Source organism: Aurantimonas sp. DM33-3, assembly GCF_014334315.1.
GTDB lineage: Bacteria > Pseudomonadota > Alphaproteobacteria > Rhizobiales > Rhizobiaceae > Aurantimonas > Aurantimonas coralicida.
In genome coordinates this window covers 155,856-173,754 of record NZ_JACSGS010000007.1, presented here as the reverse complement: position 1 = coordinate 173,754, position 17,899 = coordinate 155,856, and the positions used below count along the sequence as shown (strand labels likewise).

The window sequence follows — 17,899 nt, the reverse complement described above, 5'->3', positions numbered from 1 at the left end:
AAAATACAGGCGTCCGGGGGTTTGGGCGCCGTTCCCGAGGGGTAAGAAAATGTTCGATGATATCTGGGACGGCACCGCCTTCACGCTGGTGCAGATGGTTCAGTCCATCAACCGCGCTCCCTACGTCCCGTCCGTTCTGGACCAGGTCATCCCCTGGGAAGAGATCGACTGCCCGACGCCGGACTTCGCGCTCGACATCACCGACACCGGTGAGATCGACATCGTGCCGTCGGCGCCTCGCGGTTCGCCGGGCGACATCATGGACGACGACAAGGCAGAGACGGCCAAGTTCCCGATTCCGGGCTACGCCAGGCAGGCCTCCGTCTACAACCACGAAGTCCTCGGCGCCCGCCTTCCCGGCGGTGCCGGCCTGCGCACCGTCCAGAGCGAGCGCGACCGCAAGACCGCCAAGCTCCGCGCACAGTTCGGCCTGACCCTGGAGCACCAGCGTTCCAAGGCCCTGACCGGCGTCATCACCGACAAGAACGGCAAGGTCTTGGTGAACACCCTCGACCTGCTGGGCGTGTCGCAGCCGAAGGTCGAGATCACCTTGGGTGACTCCGCTGAGGACCTGTCCGACCAGCTCGTCGATCTCAAGGAGATGACCGAGGACGCTCTCGGCGCATACACGCCCGAGCGTTATGTCTGGCTGCACGGCCGCAACGTGAATCAGCTGGTCCGCAAGGACGAGGGCTACAAGAAGTTGGTGACGCCGCCGACCGACTATCGCCTGACCACCGGCGACAATCGCGGTCTGAACGGCGCCAAGCTGATCCAGGACAATGTCTGGGTCACCAGCTACGCCCGCGCCGGCTTCTTCGATCCGGACAAGAGCTACCTGATCCCAATTTTCCAGGGCTGCGCCAAGACGGTCTTCGGCCCGTCTTCGAGCGAGCAGTATCTCGGCCAGGTCCTCCCCTTCTATCTCGACAAGAAGAAGATGGACTTCGACGAGGGCCTGCTGATCCGGGGCACGATGTACGCGATGAACTACTTCACGCGTCCCGAGTGCATCACGGAGGTGACGATCAAGCCGTAATCGGCCTGGTCCTGAAATTCCCGGCGCGGAGGGGTTCGGCGCCGGGATGCATGCTGGGCGGGGCGCGTTCCTGTCCCTGTCCCGTCCAGCTCTCCCCTTTCTCATTTCGAGGTCGTAGCCAGTGTCGTCGAAGCTTCGCCAGCCGCTTGGATATTCCGGCCACCCCTACCAGGGTGCGCTGCCGCTCGACGGTGCGATCCTCGACCGGGTGACCGTTGGCGCGACGTGGACGGAGATCGATCCCGCCGGCCGCGACCTGGTCGTTCTCCGGGTGCCGACCGAGACGAAGCGCGTCCTCCTCCTCGTCTCCGATTCCGCTGTCGATCGCGAGGGCATCGCTGCCGTCGAGGCTGACGGCGGGTTCACTTTGGACGCGGGATATTTCGAGTTCTGCACCGATCGCGACGGGACGGCATACGACCGCTACTGGCTCGCCATCGACCCGACCGACGCGTCCGATGCCGCTGCCCAGGCAGTCGTCCAGGTCATCAAGGCGGGGGCGCGTTGATGTTCTATCGTCCCCTGCCCGGCGCTGGTGGTGGTTCCGCCGGTCCTGCTTATGACGACACCGATCTCCGCAATGCAATCTTCCGCGATGATGGTCCGTATGTCGCTGCCCCGCTTCGTTCGGGAGAGACCGCGACCTATCGCGTCACCGTTCCTTTGGGATCCGGAACTTTCCGCGACCTTGGGCTGACCGAATCCGCAGATTTTATCGTCGCGGCCAGCGCAACGACGGTGACCATTCCGGTCACTCCAGACGACTCGATCGGGAGCTTCATCCAGGCTCTTTTTCTTAGAGTGAAAGCGCCGATCGGGTTCGCTTGGACTGGCGCCGGCTTCCCCGTTGAGTTCACGTCCTCAGGTGGAGCGTTGGCATTCACGCCGAATCCGGTGACCAAAGCACTTGGCCTGGCGACTGGTGGCATCACCAGCCGAATTCCTGCGATCTGGCAGGGTGGCGAGATCCTCCGGGTGCCCGAGGACTTTCAGACACTGGAAGCTGCCTTGGCGATGGCTGGCAGCCGCTTTGCGCTGCCGGGTGCCTTCGTCGATGTCAGCGTCGCAGACGGACGTCATGAGCGGACGGCGACGATCAATCTCGACAACGCCCGGTTGGGTCATGTCCGCGTCCGGGGCAGGTCGGCGCCCGATGTCTGGACCGGGGCGGCTTCTTACACGGTGTCGGGGTCGGCAAAGGCTTGGTCCGTCACCGTTCCCGTATCGACTGCGTTCGCCGCACTGTGCGTGGTCGACGACTTCATCCTCGTCGAGGTGACCTCGAATTACGGCAGCGAAGTCAACAGAAACTGTCTCCAGGGGTATTTTCGGGTCACCGGCAAGACCTCTAACTCCGTGACCCTCTTCGTCACTGCCTACCCGACGCTGAGTGGCGCTACGGCTAACCTGAAGATGACCCGGTTCCGGTCTGTCTTCTGGTGCGTGGATGTCGAGTTCGCGACCGCGGCCGACGCCGTTCTTCCGGCGTTCGAGAATCTCGGGATCGTCCGGTCCACTCGCACGACCACCTGGACCGCGATCAACTTGGTGCGGTCCAAAATGGCGAACTCCGCCGACTTGGCGATCGCGGATTTTGGATACTCGTTATGGCTGTCCGGCCCCGGCTGCGAGTTCCGTGGCCAGCTCGTCGTGGGGACTGGATCTCCTGTGATCTACAACGATGCGGTCATGGCCCTCAGGCGCTGCGTTATCGGCGGCTGCAATGGCGACAGCGTGTCGATCGGATCAGGCGGCCGGTTTGTCGTCGATTCCGATACCCGGCATTCGTTCATCGGCGGCTCCAACAACGTTGGAATCTACGCCGGCAACCGCGGATCGTTCTTGATCCGGGGTGACGACATGAGGGTCGTTGGACAGTTCTCCACGTCGATTGTCGCGAACGACAGGTCGAACGGCCACTTGGGCCCGTCTGTTGCTTACGGCTCGATCTCGCCGGCGATCGGCGTGACCGGCAACAACAATTCCTCGATCACGGTGGGCTGACGATCATGATCATCATCGTCCATACCGCTGCTCGCGATCGCGTCCACGCCACGCATCTCGACCTCCAGTGGCCGGACATTGGCGGGTACTATCCCGGCGAGGAGTTCGCCTGCGGCCAGGTCGACGGCGATCTCGCTCCTGGCGACGATCTGCCGTCCGAGATCGAATGGGTCCGCCCGTTCGCACCGACGCCGGAGGCCTGATCACATGATCCGCGACCTCCTGGCCCGCACCGTGTCCGCCTCGATCATAGGCGTCGACGTCATCGTTTCCCTTCCCGGCGGCGACGTCCTGACGCGTGGCACGTGGACGACGCTCGATGAGGAGCGCGACATCATCGCCGGCGAAGGCAAGATCGGCGCAACGGTCCTCCGCACGCCGATCGCCTCGCTTCCGTCCGAGCCGGAGAAGAACACCAGGATCACGGTCGATGGCGACGTCTACAAGGTCGACAACATTTACCGCCGGGGGGCGAACTTTTTGATCGATCTGAAGAAGGTCGCGGTCCGATGAGTCACGTCCGCGACCAGCTCGTCGAGGCGATCTGCACCAGGCTTCGGACAGCCATCCCCGGGTTCGAGGGACGGGTATTCGCCGAAGGCTCCGGCTACCTCGACGACGCGGGCACGCTGATCGAATGGGACGAGAAATCGTATCCGACGGCCACGGTTTTCTCGGGTCCGACCCGGGTTTTCCCGATCTCGCAGCACGCTGGGTATCGCCTGGCCAAGAGGGAGCAGGAGTTCTCGGTGGCGCTCGGAGTCCGGGAATATGACGGCGAGGACTCCCTGGACGCGCTGTCGAGTCTGCTGGCTGCCGTCGAGGACGCGGTCCTGGCCGTCGAGGAAGAAGCATTCGTCGAGAGCGTCAACGTAACGACGATCTCGCATGTCGCACAGAGCGACGACGACGATGGGGGAATTTCGGCGACGGTCATCGGATTTGCCGCCGAATATTACACGCAACATGGAAATGCTGGCGAGTTCGTCGCTGGATAACGAAGGGGTTACTACTATGGCTGGATCGCCGATCGTCCGTCCGCTGGACAACAGCTTCCGCTTTCAGACCAAAGGCCAGTGGCTGATCAAGCTGCCGGGCTCGAAGACCTGGAAGAAGGCTGGCGACTACAACGAGTTCAAGTTCTCCTACAACATCGAGGAGAACGAGATCTACTCGAACGAATATCCGGAGCAGACCCTCGCGTTCGTCGATGTGACGAAGGCCGAGGTCTCGCTCGGATTCACGACGCGCATGATGACCGACTTCCTGCGGAGGGTGGCGTTCATGTCGAAGCCGGGCCTGACGTTCGATCAGGCTGCTGCCGACGCCGTCATCGACACCACCTTCGCCGCCGCCGGCGACGTCATCGAGGTCGCCCACCGCAACCTCACGAACGTCGCCCTGACGGTCAAGGACGAGCTGGATGCCGAGATCGATCTCGTCGAGGGGACTCACTATGCAGTGTCGGCCGCCGACGGCCTGATCGACGTCTTCGCCCTGCCGGCGGACGCTGCGGTCAACGAGAACGGCGAGGCCGAGGTCACCACGACCTACGACGCCGAGGCGATCGTCGGCCAGGTGGCATATGGCGTCCTGTCGGCCACGGACATTCGCGCCAGCGTCAAGTTCCTGCAGAACACCAAGCTCGGCGTGCAGCACGAAGTCGAGTTCTGGGACGTCCAGATCCGCGCCGACGGCGACGTCGTTCTCGGCTCGGACGGCACGGAGATGGGCGAGATGGGCTACACCGGCCGCGTCTTCGCCGATCCGACCCGGGGCGCCGGTTTCGAGATGGCCCGCGTCCTCGAGCGCGCTCGCGCCGCCTGACGATCGGGGTGGGCTCCGGCCCGCCCTCTCCTTCTCTGGCAGGTAGACACCCGACGTGGCCGATCTCACGGACGTTTTCGCACATCTGGATCCGGAATTTTCGGTGCCCGTCGACATCCTCGGCGGCCTGGTCGTGCGTCCATGTCCGGCGGTCGTGCTGGCGCAGTTGTTCGTCGAGGACGAGACGATGGCCGAGGCGTTCATGTCGCCTGGCATCGCGTACGACAGCGAGCACGTCCACGACCTGATCGTCGATCCGGACGGGCTGCGTCCCCTGACGATCCGCCTCATCCTCGCTTGCCTTCCCGGAGTTTCCGAGAAGGTCCGCGAGAAGATCGAGAAAGCCGCGGCGCCCATCGTCGTCCTTCTCTTCCAGGTCGCCTTGTTCGCCAGCGCGGTCAGGGGCGTCGGCGACCTGTTCCCGAAGCAGAAGAAAACGACCGTCGCGAACATGCCGGGCGTCGAGGAGGACCACGGGGCGATCGCATCTGACATCTGGAAGTCCGCCTGCGCCCTGAAGGCTTCCGGTCATGACGACGCGTATCGGATGTCGTGGACCCGTCTCCGGTTCGCGGAAGCCGTCGATGCCGAGCGCGGCCGCGACCGCCTCATCAGTACGGCCGTCGCCGGCCGGATCGCCCAGGCCGAGAAAAAGGGTTGGGACAAGGCAATGCGGGATCTCGGCCGATGAGCGTTACAAAAAGAATCGGCCAGATCGTCACCGCCATCCGGGTGGACGGCCTCGCCGGCGCCCGGCGGGCGATGTCTTCGATGGCCCGTGGTGCTGGCGACGTCGGAAAAGCTGTCGACAAGCTCGACGGAAAGTCCGCCGCCTCAGTTGCCGCCGGCGCCGAGATCGCATCCGATTCCCTGCGCGAGGTTGCCCAGGCAGCGAAGGTCGCAGAGCGGGCCGTCGAGAGCATCGGCGACGTCAACATCGATCCCAATGTCTCCGGTTTCGGTCGAGACCTGGCGGCGAAGATGGCTGCCGAGGCCAAAATCGCGGGCCGGGAAACCGCATCGATCGAGACCGGGTTCGCGGACTCCCTCGTCGGCGAGAACCGCGCCGCCAAGGACCGCATCAAGTCCGAAGCGCGGGTCCGGGCGCAGACTCTCGTGGATGCGGAAAAATCCGCAGCCGCCGCGATCGCCGGACTCGACGCCAGCGACCGAAATGCCGGTGCCCGTCGGGCAGCGCAGTCGGTCGACGTCTCAGGGATCGATCCTGCGGTCGCGAAGCGTGCGGTCGCCGCATACAAGCAGGCGTTGGGCAAGGGCATCGAACTCGACGTCTATGTCGACGAGGAGAAATCCGTCCGCCTGGTCCGCGACCAGCTGCGCGCCCTGGAGCGTCGTGCCGGCAAGCTCAATATCGAGGCATTCGACGAGGCCGCCGTCCAGCGTGCCGCGGTCGCAATCAAAGAGGCCGCCGCCGAGGGTCGGTCGCTCGCCAAATATGTGGATGCCTCCACCGGCACCGTCTTCGACGCCGAACAGCTCGCGGAAGTCGCCAAGTACGCCAAGAAGGCCGAGAGGGAACTGGCCGACGCCGGCGACGAGGCCAAGCGCCTGGCGAAGGAAGAGAAGGCAGCCGCTGCCGAGGCTCGGCGCCTGGAGCTGCGGGCGCTGGCAGTCGGAACAGCATTGGGATTCGTCGTCGGGGCCGCGATCAAGGCCGGCAATGGCCTCAGGACGATGGGGAACACCGGGTATGCCGCCACTCGTCGCCTGATCTCCGGACTGAATCAGACGGCGCGAGGCCTGACAAAAGCCACCGCACTGTCGGCAAAGCTGACGGCCGGCCTGACTGCCGCTGCCGCTGTGAAGGTGGGTGGCGCGGCAGCATTCGCCGTAAAAGCCGGCACGGACACGATCGAGCGGTACCGCCAGACCCGGAACGTCAGCTCCCTGACGGGCATGACGCCCCAGGAAGTGGAACTCTGGGAGCGCTTCGGCGCGTCGGTCGGCCTGCAGGGAACAGACCTGGGCCAGGTGTTCTCCGGATTCACGGCTGCGATCCGCGAAGCTGGCCAGGGCGGCAATGACACGTCGGCCACCTTCGACCGCCTGGGCGTCTCCGTCACCGGTGCGAACAAGGCCGTCAATCGCGGCATCTCGGGCCTGGTCCCGTCGATCAAATCGCTGTGGCCGTCGATCGAGAAAGGTGCGGAGACCTCTCAGAAATCATTCCGGAAAACGAACGACGTCTTCCTCGATTTTCTCAACCGGGTGAACAAGCTCTCTCGCGAGGAACGCGGCCAGATCCTCACCCAAGTTTTTGGTGAAGACGACGCCCTGAAAGTCGCCGAGATCGCGGATCAGGTCGCCGCATCCGGCGGCAGGATCTCCGGCGCTCTCGGTCGCGGCCTGGTGTCGGATCAGGACATCGCGCAGATCAAGCGCTACCAGTCCGCGATCCTGTCGCTCGGCAACGCGTGGGGCGTTTTCAAGCGCCAGTTGCTGGTCGCCCTTGAGCCGATGATGACGACGCTGGCCAAGGTCGCGGAAGGCCGCTTGGTCAGGTCGTCGGCGACGGTCATTCGAGACTATTTCGTCCGCCCGCTGTCGTCCGCGATGCGGTCACTCATGTCGTTCGTCCGGTTCATGGACGGGAACGACGGCTGGCGGCGCGTCAACACCGCGATCCAGCGGACGTTCGCGGTCGCCGCGAAATTGCTCGCGACATTCGGCAACCTCGCCGCCCTCGTCTACCGCACGTTCTCCGGTGGCCGGAACGCCGAGGCCACGTATGCCAACGTCCTGAAGTGGATCACGAACAGCCTTCGCGCTGTCGATCGCTGGGCCGCCGACGGTCGCGGCGAGAAGGCCCTGCTCGCTCTCGCCGAGGCCGGCAAAGGCCTGTGGACCGTCTTCAAGGGTTTGCTCAGTGTCGTGGCCGCTTTCGGCTTGGCGATCGACGACTATCTCCGCGACAAGGGCATCGACCTCTCCTCGATCTTCTCGATCGACAATCTGCGGGCTGCGTTCAACAACGCGATCGCCTGGGTCGCGTCGTTCTTCGGCGACATACAGAAGATCCTGAGCGGCCAGTTCGGCGTGCTCGAAACCGATCTGGCGAAGAGCCTCGTCGAGTTCGCCGCAAAAGTGGTCGTCGTCGCGATCGGCGCCTCCGACAGGCTCAAGGAGGTCGTCGGCGGTCTCTTCGCCGAAGTCCGCGAGCTGATCGACGGTGTCGTCGCATACTGGAAGCTCGCCTGGGCGGAAATGGCCTCGGCCGGCAACGGATCGGGGCTGTCCGGCATCTCGACGATGCTCGGAAAGCTTCTCTATATCCTCGCGTCGGTCCTCGATTACGTCGAGCGTCTGTCCCAGGCGTTTCACGATATCTTCGTGCTGCAGAAGGACGCGCCTGAAGGATTCCGCTGGCTCCAGGATGTCCGTGAGATTTTCGGTCAGCTCTGGACAGCGATCAAGAACGTCCATCGTGCAATCCAGCCCATCATCTCCGCGATCGACACCGTTCTCGAGAAAATTGGCGGCTGGAATACCGCGACCGTCATCCTCGCCGGACTGATCGCTGGCAAACTCTTCGGCGCGATCCGGACCGCTGTCGCGGCAATGGGGACATTGTTCGGTGTCTCCGCCGGCGGCGCCGCTGTCGGGGCTGCCGGTGGCGCGACTGCCGGAGCTGCGGCCGGCGGCGGGATGCTCGCTGCGATCTCGACGATCGGCGGCCGCATTCTCGCTCTCGCGTCCGGCCCGTTCGGCGTCCTCCTCACTGCGGTCGGCCTCGTCACCGCTGCGGTGTCCACTCTGTCCGAGAGATTCGACGCTCTTCGCGAGAAGAAGATGGATCTGGCCCGTCTCCAGATGGACCGGGACTACGAAAAATACGGCGCCAAGAACGGTCTCTCGGTCGCCGAAAACGATGCCCGGCGGAACGCTCTGAAGTCGGTGAACCCCGGCTCCTATGGAAGCGTCTACGGCGCCGTAAACCGCCAGGTCGTCTACACCCCGGAAGACGACCCCGCGACGATCCGGGCGAAAATGCTGGGCCAGCTCCCGACGCAAAAAATCGAGATCAGGGCGGGCGATACGGTGATCGAAGCTCTCCAGACCGAATCCCAGGCTGCCGCTTTGCGTCGGTCCCGCTCCCTCTCGCTCGGGAACTAACGATGGCTGAGATATCCCTGATTTTTCCGGATGTCCGCATTCCTCGACGCTCGATTATCGGGATTCAGGAAGAGCTGATGCCGGTTGGCGAGGTCCAGTTTCGCGAGACGTGGAACGGGCGGACCATTGCGCTGCAGCCCTCGTTCGGGCGAAAGTTCGAGGTCGTCCTTAGCAATGACGGCGATGCGGTCTGGATGCCGTCATTCGATAATCTCGAGCGCGGCAGCCAGGTGACCCTCTACGCCTCGACGTGGTGGTCGGCGACCATCCCGCCAATGACGATGACGACTATGCTGAAACGGGATGCGGTTCCCGGCACTGTGTCCGCTCGCGATGCCGACAACGAGCGGCTGCAGGGCGACGTCGGCATCGTTGGACGAGAGGCGAACATTTACGTTCCGCGATCCGCCTACACCACCATCCTCTATCGTCCCGTCCTTCACTGCATTGTCGGCGACATACGGATGTCCGGATCCGCGACCGGACGGAGTCAGTCTTGGGAGATGGTGCTGAGAGAGGAGATGGCGCCATGAAGGCCTATCTCGCCTTGGTCTCGGACCTCGACACGGTCTTCGACCCTTTGCTCCACTGCGACACCGATGCCGACGGCTTCATGTTCACGATGCGGCAGACGGAAGCCCAGATCTCCGAAGTCGAGATCGAGATGCGCCAGTCGGGCCTGCGGATCCTGGCCGCCCTCGCCAACAAGAATGTGCTGCTGTCGTGGTCGCGGACCGGCGATCCCGCCGATGCCGAGCTGATCGCCCGGGGATACATCGCCCCGGATTTTGCGGGGGTCTACGATCTTACTCAGCGAATTCGGGTGATCTGCGCGCCTCGCGATATCGAGGACCGGAAGCTGGCGTATGCCAAGGAGCATCTTGCGCAGAAGCCGGACACCGACAATCGATTTTCGGATTTCGACGAAGAGGATGCGGAGACGTATCTGCTCGGGAGATCGGTCGCGTTCTATGTCGATCCCGTCACTCACGAAGTGTCGGTATCCGACGAGCTGCAGGGCGGGGTCCACCATTCTCTGCAAGACCTGGCATTCGCCGATGAAGGGGCGCGCCCGGTTTCGTCGCTGGGAACCTGGGGCTACCCGCCGAAGACCATTAGATACCGGGTCACAGCAGATTGGACGCAAGAAGATCGCGGCGAGTGCAATATCGCCGCTAACCTGTCGATCGCAGCCGCCGGCCGGATCGAGACCCTGGACGCCACTCTCGGCGATCGCCTGCCAGCCTCGCTCGGTTTCGACGCCGCTCCTGGCTGGAGCCTGGCCGACGCCGCCCCGATCTACAAAGTCCAGCGGACGAATTCTCGCGCCGTCCCGATCGCAGGCACTGACTACGAAGCCGCATTCGACATCCTCTCCGCCCCAGTCTCGGTTTCGAAAACCGGTGGTGGGTCTGTAGAGGTGCGCCCGGACTCCAGTATCTCTGAGTATTCGTCGCACACGGCATCGGCGGTGTTTGCGCAATACGCTTTCAATTATTCGCGGATCATGCTGAACTACGAATACAGCCAGCCGCGCCAGGAGATCTTGTATTTCGCAATGGATGTCCCATTGCAGCCGGCGCTCGCAACGTCGGATGTGGCCGAAACCGTGGATTTGTCGTTTCGAGACATCTTCCGCGATCAGGACCTGCCGGACTATGAGATCGGAACGGACTACGTCACTGGCGATGTCGTCTTCTACAACGGCAAATATTACGAAAGTCGCGGCGATCACTACGCCGAGGATTTCCTGCAGCCCATGCCAGGGACGGACCCGCAGATCACGTATTGGAAGAGCTATAAGCCTGACGATCTTCTCGACCGTGGCACGACTGTGAGATTCTTCGAAGAGTACGGCTACCTGACGGACGCCGCGGATCACGTGAAATGTCGTGCCAGGAAACTCGCTCGCCGCATGCTCCGGATCCTGAATGTCACTGTGGCGACGACCTGGCTGGATGGGATCGCGGTGACGACTAAGGACGACGCGACGATCTACGCTCCTGACAACCAAATGATGCGGGGAAAGGTGATCGCTGTCGAACGCGTCTGGGGCGGCGGCGACGGACAGCAGCCGCATGTGAAATGCACGATCGGGGTCGCCTTCGGAACTGGTCGAGATCAGCCATTTGGCCAAAGCGAGAGCGGCATCGACGAGGTGCTGGCATGGGCACCGGGAGTCACTGACGACCCCGTCGTGCCGGTGAATATCATGTCGATCCGAGACGGCTCCGGCGTCGTGAGAAACGGCGGCACGGTGATCAACACGGCGAACGACCAGTTGGACGCGGCCGGCGCTCTCGAAAATCCGACTGATATCTCTGCAGTCATGCCGACGTACATCTCCGGAATGAAGCTCACGAATTTGACACCACGGCAGACGCTGATCCGGGAGATCGACGCGATCGCAGAACTGCGGGTCGCGCCGAAGGGAGCAGCCATCGATGGCTATTAAGATCGACATGAGAATGCGGGCGCTGGAAGACCGAGAGCTGGTCAGCCTCGTCGATCGCATCGCGACAGAACGGGCGCGAAAAGAGCGGAAGCCGGTTCCAAAGAGCTACAGTTCGGTCCCGACGAGCACGACGATTTCGGGCGAACAGTCAACCGGCGCCACGGCAACGATCACGAAAGTCGTGTTCTCAGGGACCCCGACGCGGTTCTTCACCGGCGATGGTCGGCTTGCAAAGCTGCGAACACTGACGGCACGGGTCGGGACGCCAACGGTCGGAAAGGACGCTTTCGCCGAAGCGGATTTCGCCGGCAGCCTCGATACGGTGGTTCTCGAAGGGAACGCGGTGACCGGCTCGGTCGTCGAATCCAGCTAGCAATAAGGTGACGATGCGTTAAGCTGACTGCAGGTTCCCACACCAGCGAGGAGATGGGAAATGCAAGAGGGGCTGCAGGAGTCGGTTTACATCGAGATCGAGCGAGCAAGACAGAGCGGCACCGCCCTGATTTTAGGCGATGCCGGAGATCGTGTCATGCGGCGGATTGGCGAATCCGGGCAAGCGATGACAGATCATGTCGAGCAGCAGCTCGTCCGTGAAGCATCACGAAATTCCATCCCTGTCATGTTCGGTCGAACCAATCCGTCGCCGCGATGACGATCAGAAAACTTCGGTCTCAAAAATCTGCATTGCCGTTTTCGGGGCCGCAGCCGCTTCGGCTTCTCGCTCCTGACGACGCAGGCGCACGTGATAATGCTGCGCGAGAACTGCGACATCGAGAGCAGTGATCGGCTTGTCGTTCGTCGCCGTCGGGTCGAAATCGGCAGGCACGTCTCGAGTCCACATCCGCGATCCCGGCATTGCCGACCAGCCGTCCGCCATTGCCGCCGCAAGAGCCCGGTCGCGGAAGCGGACCTCATCGGCGTACGTGCAGATCGGTGCCGGGAATTCCTCCATCTTGCCGAGCGTCGGTCGGTGAGTGATCTGGTAGCCGTCTTCGACGAGGCGATCGACGACGGACGGGGTGTGCGCCGGGACGTACAAGACCTCGCCGGCGGCGGTGACTTCGAAGAACCGGGATCGGGTCTCTCCCATTTCGAGGATCTTCGAAAACTTTGCCGCCGCCTTGGATTCTTCGATGGTATCGCCGGCGCCGATCGGGCCCTGATGCTCCCGGGCAACTTCGACGGCGGAGCCGATCCAGCTCATGAGATCCTCGAAATCCACGACCTCGTCGACGATCAAACTCGGCGGGATATACGATCCCACGTTGTAAAATGCGGTGATCTTGTCGCGATGGATCGGGCGCAGACGGCCTAGGAACTGAAGGTGCTCCTCGGTCCGGATCTGCCGGAGAGCCATCTCTGAATAGCGCCCTTCCGTGCCGTCCTGGGTCACCGTCATCTCATAGCCGTTTCGCAAGCGAACGGTGTCCGTCTTGTAGATCCGATCGAGATCGTGGCCGCGATGCTCGCCGACGGGGTCGCGGAGAGGCTCAGGATCGCTCTCACCGAACGCCAGGGCGGCGACGATATCGTCGAGCTGGGTGATCGATGGATTGATGCATCCCAGCGCGATCGCCGCATCGCAGCGTTCGGCGACGTTGAATCCTTTCGTGTAGCCGTAGTGCATCCAAATCACGCGCTGCGGCGCAGACCAGCCGTCGAGCAGGTGATCCTTCACCGACTTCGGTGTGCAGACGACGATGCCGCCTTCTGTGTGGACCGACGCGATCGTCGAGATCAGAATCCGCATTTCATGCGTCAGGCGCGACTTGTAAGCCGCGTAGGACTCGGTGTCGGACTTGCGGGGTAGGATCGACGTCTTCGACAGCGACTTACCCGGAACGTGGACCGTCCGGACGCGCAGTAGTGCGTCGATCGGCTCGCAGACGATCTCCGTTTCCTTCCGGTCCAGGACGCGGGCGACCAGCGCTTTGTCGGCAGAGGCGTCGAGAGCGAGGATCGGGTGATTCTCGAAATTGTGCTCGGAAATCCAGGAAATCCGGATCTCGCCAGCCGCTTCCTTGTCGGCTCCACGCTGCCAGAGAACGCGCCCATCCTTCTTCGAGTCGAGGATGCCGTCGCGGTGCAGGACGATGCGGTCTTTCAATAGCCGCCACAATTTCTCTTCTTCATGCACGGCCGTCCGTTCCGGGCCTGCGCACAAGGCTTCGATGCGCTTCAGCGAAGTCCTGGGCGTGATATCGTCGCCGTCGCGGACGCGAGACAGCAACGCGATTGTGAGGCTCAGCTGGTCCATTTTGATCGCGGGCGTCGAGCTGTCGGTGGCGAGGAACCAGTCGACAGGATCGCGGCCGTCGCGCAGCGCATAATAGACCCTGCCCGCGACTTCCTGACGAGCGGCGATGAAATCCTCCAGCTCGATATTTGCGGCCTTTTCCCTCTTCGTCCGGAAGGCGACGGGATCGCGGGGAAGCAGCAGTACTTCGTCTGAGAACCGGTGCGCTTTGATCAGCTGCCCATGGAAGCTCTCGTCGATGACCACGGCACGACAGGCTTTCAGTGCCGCTGGCAGCGAACAAGAGATGTACGCATGGACGGCGAAGATCACTTCGGCAGTCTGAGCTTCGATCGACTGCCTCATATAGCGACATGACCATGCGCCAATCTTCTCGTCCCAGGCGCCGCACCGGATCATCTTCTTGTCGTCGTCCGGATCGACTGCCTGACAGAGATTCGCGGTATTACGACCAGCTTTCTGCATCGTCGCGACTTCGCCAGGCTTGATGCAGCGATCTTCGGTCGTCAGTTCGCCGGAGCGAGCCTTGCCAATCCATTCAACTACGCGCAGCCCGGCGGCGCGGGCCTTTGCTGCCGATTCCTCAATATTCTTGTATGTCGGGACCAGAACGAGGATCGGAAATGGCTCGTCGCCGGCTTCCCGCGTTTCGTGGAACCTCTTGATCGCGTCAATGGTGATGTGGGTCTTGCCGGCGCCGGTCGGCGCTACGACGACATGGGTGCGTGGATGCTCGTCGTCAGCCTCCAGGTCGGCGAAGAAGGCGCCGACCAAGCGCTTGGTTTCCGACGAGACGTGCGCCGAGGTCTCCGCAGCGGTCTCGGGAATCTGACGAGCGGCATATTCGGCGTCACCGCAGCGAATTTCGGAGAACGGCGTGTTTTTAATCGGGCCGCGAATTTCCGCCGGCGGCAGCCATGCCAGCGACCCCTTGCAGCCATCCGTGATCGGCGATCCCGTCGCGATCGACGTCTTCTCGGCGACCTTCCGGACCTTCCGCGACCGGGGAGCGATAGGCGTGATCCGGCCGTCGACGATCGCCTCCGCGGCCCGGGTCACTTTATCAGTGACCTCTCGCAGCAGTTCGTTCGGGCTGCCCCAGCGTCCATCGAGACGAGCGCGGCTCTGAAATTCCTCGAGGACGGTCCGGATCAGGACCTTCCGGCCTTCTTCGTCTTTGCAGTTGCCGGGATTGGAGCGAGCCGAGAGACGGGCCAGGGCGAACAAAAACTTTTCGCGGCCGTCAGTGACGAGATCGTCTTCTTCGACCCAATCGCCGTTGGAAGAGATCTTGGGGAGATTAACGCCGTCGGTCTTCACAAATCCCAGCGCGTCGAGGTCGATGACGGTATTCGAAGAGTTCCGGTGAAAGGGCCGGAATTCCGCGACCTTCGACATGAATTCCGAAATCTGCGTCGGGGTGACCAGCGGCACGTCAGCCGGCGTGGTGATCGCCGGCTGGTAGTCTCCGTCCCAGCTGAAGCGGTCGTAAGTTTCGTGATGCCGGCCGTAAATCGTCAGGGTTTTCTTGTTCGACAGTATCTCGAAGCCGTGCGGAGACGCGCTCTCGCCGTCGTCAGCGACGAAGAATCGGGAGATGTTCGCTGGCAGTTCCTCGGGCGTCGCGACTCGATACAGGAGCGCCCTTTTCGGCGCCCTGCCGACGCGTTTGAAACCGGAAAACCCGAGAACTTCGAACGCGATCTTCTCGACAGCAGACGCCAGACGCCAGTCGAGGATGTCGATATCCAGGCAAAAAGTGTTGCCGGACACTGCACCCAAGATCAGCGCGACGTTCTCGTTGAAGCATGGCTTGGCCCAGCGATCGACCAGTTCCGCGGCCGGCCGTTCTTCCTGGTACAGACCCCACTTGATAGCTTTTCTGCGGTAGATCGACGGAAGGCGCCGCCCCGTTCTCTGCTGCGGAAACACGCACCATCCATTCTCATGGCACATGGGGCCGAGCGAGCCGAAGATGATCTCCGACGACGACGTCGACTCCGCGACGACGTAGCGGCCAGGCTCCTTGTCGGAGTCCGGGATTTTCGTCGTATCGACGATTTTCCATCCCGGATTAGCCCGGAGAATGGCCAAAATTTCTGGATCTTTCACGCGTCCCTGCCTGCGATATTGCGTCTATCAGTTGAGCCGATCGATCGTTGAGGGGAGTGTCGATCAGTCTCAGTCCTGCATCGTATCATACGATTTGTAAGCCGCAATCAGATTCGTCGTTCACCGATTAAGTTGCAACTTGCACATTGCACATTATTAACGCCGACGATGTTCCAGGATCCGCGCAGATCGCTGTCGAACTCCTCCTCTGTTCACATCCGTTTCCCGAACGTTCTCGGAATTTTCCACTTTTCTGCGTTGCTTCTATTGCGAGTTGCTAACTCTGCGCCGACAATTTGATTCGTATTCGCCAGATCGTGGGGTCTGGCGTCGAGTTGCGTTTGAGTTGTGTTCGAGGGGTTCAGTTTGCGTATTCGCTCGCGCTTGCTGCAGGGGCTGCACGAAACGTTGGCTATCGCTATCCGGCGGGAAATCTCCCGGCGGGGCATCACCATGCGTGAGGCCTGCCTGATTGCCGGCTGGCAGTCGAACTCTCATCGCGAGAGGGTCTCTCTTTATATACGGGGCGACACCCGTGCTCTGGGACACGAAGCCGCTCTAAAGCTGGCCGAGGCCCTCGGCATCAAGCTGCGCTACGACATCGTCGCACCGAAGCCGGGATCCATCGCTCTGACGAGGATCGCCGCATGACGACGGTTCTCGCTCTCGATCTCGCAAAGAACAGTGGCTACGCCGTCATCGACGAGGACGGCCGGGTCCGTGCATGCGGTTCCTGGAATCTCGCTTGGGGCCTCGCAGAATCCGGGAAGTCGGCGCTGCCTCTCGACACCAGGCACGTCATCCAAATTCAGCGCCTGCGGAAAGCCGTCGCGTCGGTCTGCCGGGATTTCGGCGTCGATGTCGTCGGAGTGGAACGAGAATTCGGGCGCGGCGTCGGAAGCCGCCTCCTCGTCTCTCTCTATACCGCCGCCAACGAAGCCGCCTACGACGCCGGCGCCGCCGCTCTGGGTATCCGCCTGGGCGACTGGCGCAAGGGCATCCACGGCACCAGCGGCAAGTCGACCGATTTCTACAAGAGCGAGGCGCTCCGGATCTGCGCCGCGGACGGCATCGAAGTGCCTGATGCGGATGCCGCGGAAGCCGTCCTGATCGCCCGATTTGTTCAACGAAATGCCCGCGTGACCCCCTCCGCGCCAGCCAGGGGATTCGCAGCATGAAGCTCGCCACCGACTGGAAATCGATCGTCCGCCGCGCCTGGAGCATCCGCCTGATGCTGCTCGCCGGCCTGCTGTCGGGCCTCGAGGTCGCGTTGCCGCTATTTGACGCGTGGTCGCCGTTTGATCCCGGAGTTTTCGCTGCCGCGTCCGGCCTGGTCACCGCCAGCGCATTCGTCGCCAGGCTGGTCTCTCAGCAGAATCTGGAGGCCTGATCCGATGGCCACCCTCGCCGATCTCTTTCGCCGCCTCTTCTCTCGGAGCACGCCCGTGTCCGTTCCGCGTCCGACCGCTGCACCGCGATCGAAGACCCGCTCTCGTCTTATCGGCGGTGGGGCCGCCGCTGCTGCCCTGCTGGCGCTGGTGACGACAGAAGCCCTGCACTGGGAAAGCCTGGAGACCACTGCTTATCGCGATGTGGTCGGCGTGTGGACGATTTGCATCGGCGAGACCAAGGGAGTTCGGCCGGGAATGCGGTTCACCGCCGACGAGTGCAAATCCAAGTTCGCCACCCGCATCGTTGAGTTCGAGGCGGACATGCGTCGGTGCCTGTCCGCACCGGACGCCATTCCAGGCAAGACTTACGCAGCTTTCCTCCTCGCCACTTACAACATCGGCGGCGGGAATTTCTGCAAATCGTCGATGGCTCGTCGAGCGAATGCCGGTGATCTGCGCGGCGCCTGCGATGCTCTGCTGATGTGGAACAAGGGCGGACAGCCACTCCGGGTCATCCGGGGTCTGACGAACCGTCGCCAGGCCGAGCGCAAGTTGTGCCTCGAGGGGCTCCGCTGATGCTCCCCGAAATCATCTTTTTCATCATCGCAGCGCCGGCAATCGCCGGGTTTTCGCTGACGATCGCATGCGCACGGGCGCATGCGAAAACACGGAGAGACTAC

Annotated in this window: 18 protein-coding genes; 17 read left to right on the top strand and 1 reads right to left on the bottom strand. The window is 62.6% G+C overall.

The window, feature by feature from the left end:
- Nucleotides 1-49 precede the first annotated feature (49 nt).
- The 13 genes from H9Q09_RS11940 to H9Q09_RS11880 all read left to right on the top strand — a co-directional run bounded on the left by H9Q09_RS11940 (nt 50) and on the right by H9Q09_RS11880 (nt 12,111).
- Nucleotides 50-1,039, top strand: coding sequence for a major capsid protein (locus H9Q09_RS11940; RefSeq protein WP_187391216.1), 990 nt, complete (start codon nt 50-52; stop codon nt 1,037-1,039).
- 121 nt (nt 1,040-1,160) lie between these two features.
- On the top strand, nt 1,161-1,547 hold the full coding sequence (locus tag H9Q09_RS11935; protein ID WP_187391215.1) for a hypothetical protein: 387 nt from the start codon (nt 1,161-1,163) through the stop codon (nt 1,545-1,547).
- The gene (locus H9Q09_RS11930) at nt 1,547-3,043 is read left to right on the top strand and encodes a hypothetical protein (protein ID WP_187391214.1); all 1,497 of its coding nucleotides are present in this window, start codon (nt 1,547-1,549) and stop codon (nt 3,041-3,043) included. The genes H9Q09_RS11935 and H9Q09_RS11930 overlap by 1 nt, the downstream gene beginning before the upstream one ends.
- Nucleotides 3,044-3,048: 5 nt before the next feature.
- A complete protein-coding gene (locus H9Q09_RS11925) occupies nt 3,049-3,246 on the top strand; it encodes a hypothetical protein (RefSeq protein WP_187391213.1) in 198 nt (65 codons plus the stop codon).
- Nucleotides 3,247-3,250: 4 nt separating this feature from the next.
- Nucleotides 3,251-3,556 carry a hypothetical protein gene (locus H9Q09_RS11920; protein WP_187391212.1) on the top strand — a complete coding sequence of 102 codons (306 nt, stop codon included), beginning with the start codon at nt 3,251-3,253 and terminating at the stop codon, nt 3,554-3,556.
- Nucleotides 3,553-4,041 carry a hypothetical protein gene (locus tag H9Q09_RS11915; protein WP_187391211.1) on the top strand — a complete coding sequence of 163 codons (489 nt, stop codon included), beginning with the start codon at nt 3,553-3,555 and terminating at the stop codon, nt 4,039-4,041. The genes H9Q09_RS11920 and H9Q09_RS11915 overlap by 4 nt, the downstream gene beginning before the upstream one ends.
- A gap of 16 nt (nt 4,042-4,057) precedes the next feature.
- The gene (locus H9Q09_RS11910; protein ID WP_187391210.1) at nt 4,058-4,870 is read left to right on the top strand and encodes a hypothetical protein; all 813 of its coding nucleotides are present in this window, start codon (nt 4,058-4,060) and stop codon (nt 4,868-4,870) included.
- Between the two features lie 55 nt (nt 4,871-4,925).
- A complete protein-coding gene (locus tag H9Q09_RS11905; RefSeq protein ID WP_187391209.1) occupies nt 4,926-5,561 on the top strand; it encodes a hypothetical protein in 636 nt (211 codons plus the stop codon).
- Nucleotides 5,558-9,004, top strand: a complete 3,447-nt coding sequence (locus H9Q09_RS11900) for a hypothetical protein (RefSeq protein ID WP_187391208.1) — start codon at nt 5,558-5,560, stop codon at nt 9,002-9,004. Before H9Q09_RS11905 ends, H9Q09_RS11900 begins: the two co-directional genes overlap by 4 nt.
- Before the next feature lie 2 nt (nt 9,005-9,006).
- Nucleotides 9,007-9,537 (top strand): hypothetical protein, encoded by a 531-nt coding sequence (locus H9Q09_RS11895; protein ID WP_187391207.1) that lies wholly within the window; start codon nt 9,007-9,009, stop codon nt 9,535-9,537.
- Nucleotides 9,534-11,459, top strand: coding sequence for a hypothetical protein (locus H9Q09_RS11890; protein WP_187391206.1), 1,926 nt, complete (start codon nt 9,534-9,536; stop codon nt 11,457-11,459). Before H9Q09_RS11895 ends, H9Q09_RS11890 begins: the two co-directional genes overlap by 4 nt.
- On the top strand, nt 11,449-11,832 hold the full coding sequence (locus tag H9Q09_RS11885; RefSeq protein WP_187391205.1) for a hypothetical protein: 384 nt from the start codon (nt 11,449-11,451) through the stop codon (nt 11,830-11,832). Before H9Q09_RS11890 ends, H9Q09_RS11885 begins: the two co-directional genes overlap by 11 nt.
- Before the next feature lie 60 nt (nt 11,833-11,892).
- Nucleotides 11,893-12,111, top strand: coding sequence for a hypothetical protein (locus H9Q09_RS11880; RefSeq protein WP_187391204.1), 219 nt, complete (start codon nt 11,893-11,895; stop codon nt 12,109-12,111).
- A gap of 3 nt (nt 12,112-12,114) precedes the next feature.
- Here the strand turns inward: H9Q09_RS11880 and H9Q09_RS11875 are convergent, their stop codons facing one another.
- Nucleotides 12,115-15,828 (bottom strand): DEAD/DEAH box helicase family protein, encoded by a 3,714-nt coding sequence (locus H9Q09_RS11875; protein WP_187391203.1) that lies wholly within the window; start codon nt 15,826-15,828, stop codon nt 12,115-12,117.
- Between the two features lie 366 nt (nt 15,829-16,194).
- On the opposite strand from H9Q09_RS11875, the gene H9Q09_RS11870 reads away from it, so the two are divergent.
- From H9Q09_RS11870 to H9Q09_RS11855, 4 genes are read left to right on the top strand one after another with little or no spacing between them, the layout of a single operon-like run.
- The gene (locus H9Q09_RS11870) at nt 16,195-16,479 is read left to right on the top strand and encodes a hypothetical protein (RefSeq protein WP_187391202.1); all 285 of its coding nucleotides are present in this window, start codon (nt 16,195-16,197) and stop codon (nt 16,477-16,479) included.
- Nucleotides 16,476-17,006: a hypothetical protein gene (locus H9Q09_RS11865; protein WP_187391201.1), complete on the top strand. Its 531-nt coding sequence runs from the start codon at nt 16,476-16,478 to the stop codon at nt 17,004-17,006. Before H9Q09_RS11870 ends, H9Q09_RS11865 begins: the two co-directional genes overlap by 4 nt.
- Nucleotides 17,003-17,218 carry a hypothetical protein gene (locus tag H9Q09_RS11860; RefSeq protein WP_187391200.1) on the top strand — a complete coding sequence of 72 codons (216 nt, stop codon included), beginning with the start codon at nt 17,003-17,005 and terminating at the stop codon, nt 17,216-17,218. The genes H9Q09_RS11865 and H9Q09_RS11860 overlap by 4 nt, the downstream gene beginning before the upstream one ends.
- Nucleotides 17,219-17,222: 4 nt before the next feature.
- The gene (locus H9Q09_RS11855; RefSeq protein ID WP_187391199.1) at nt 17,223-17,795 is read left to right on the top strand and encodes a lysozyme; all 573 of its coding nucleotides are present in this window, start codon (nt 17,223-17,225) and stop codon (nt 17,793-17,795) included.
- Nucleotides 17,796-17,899: the final 104 nt, after the last annotated feature.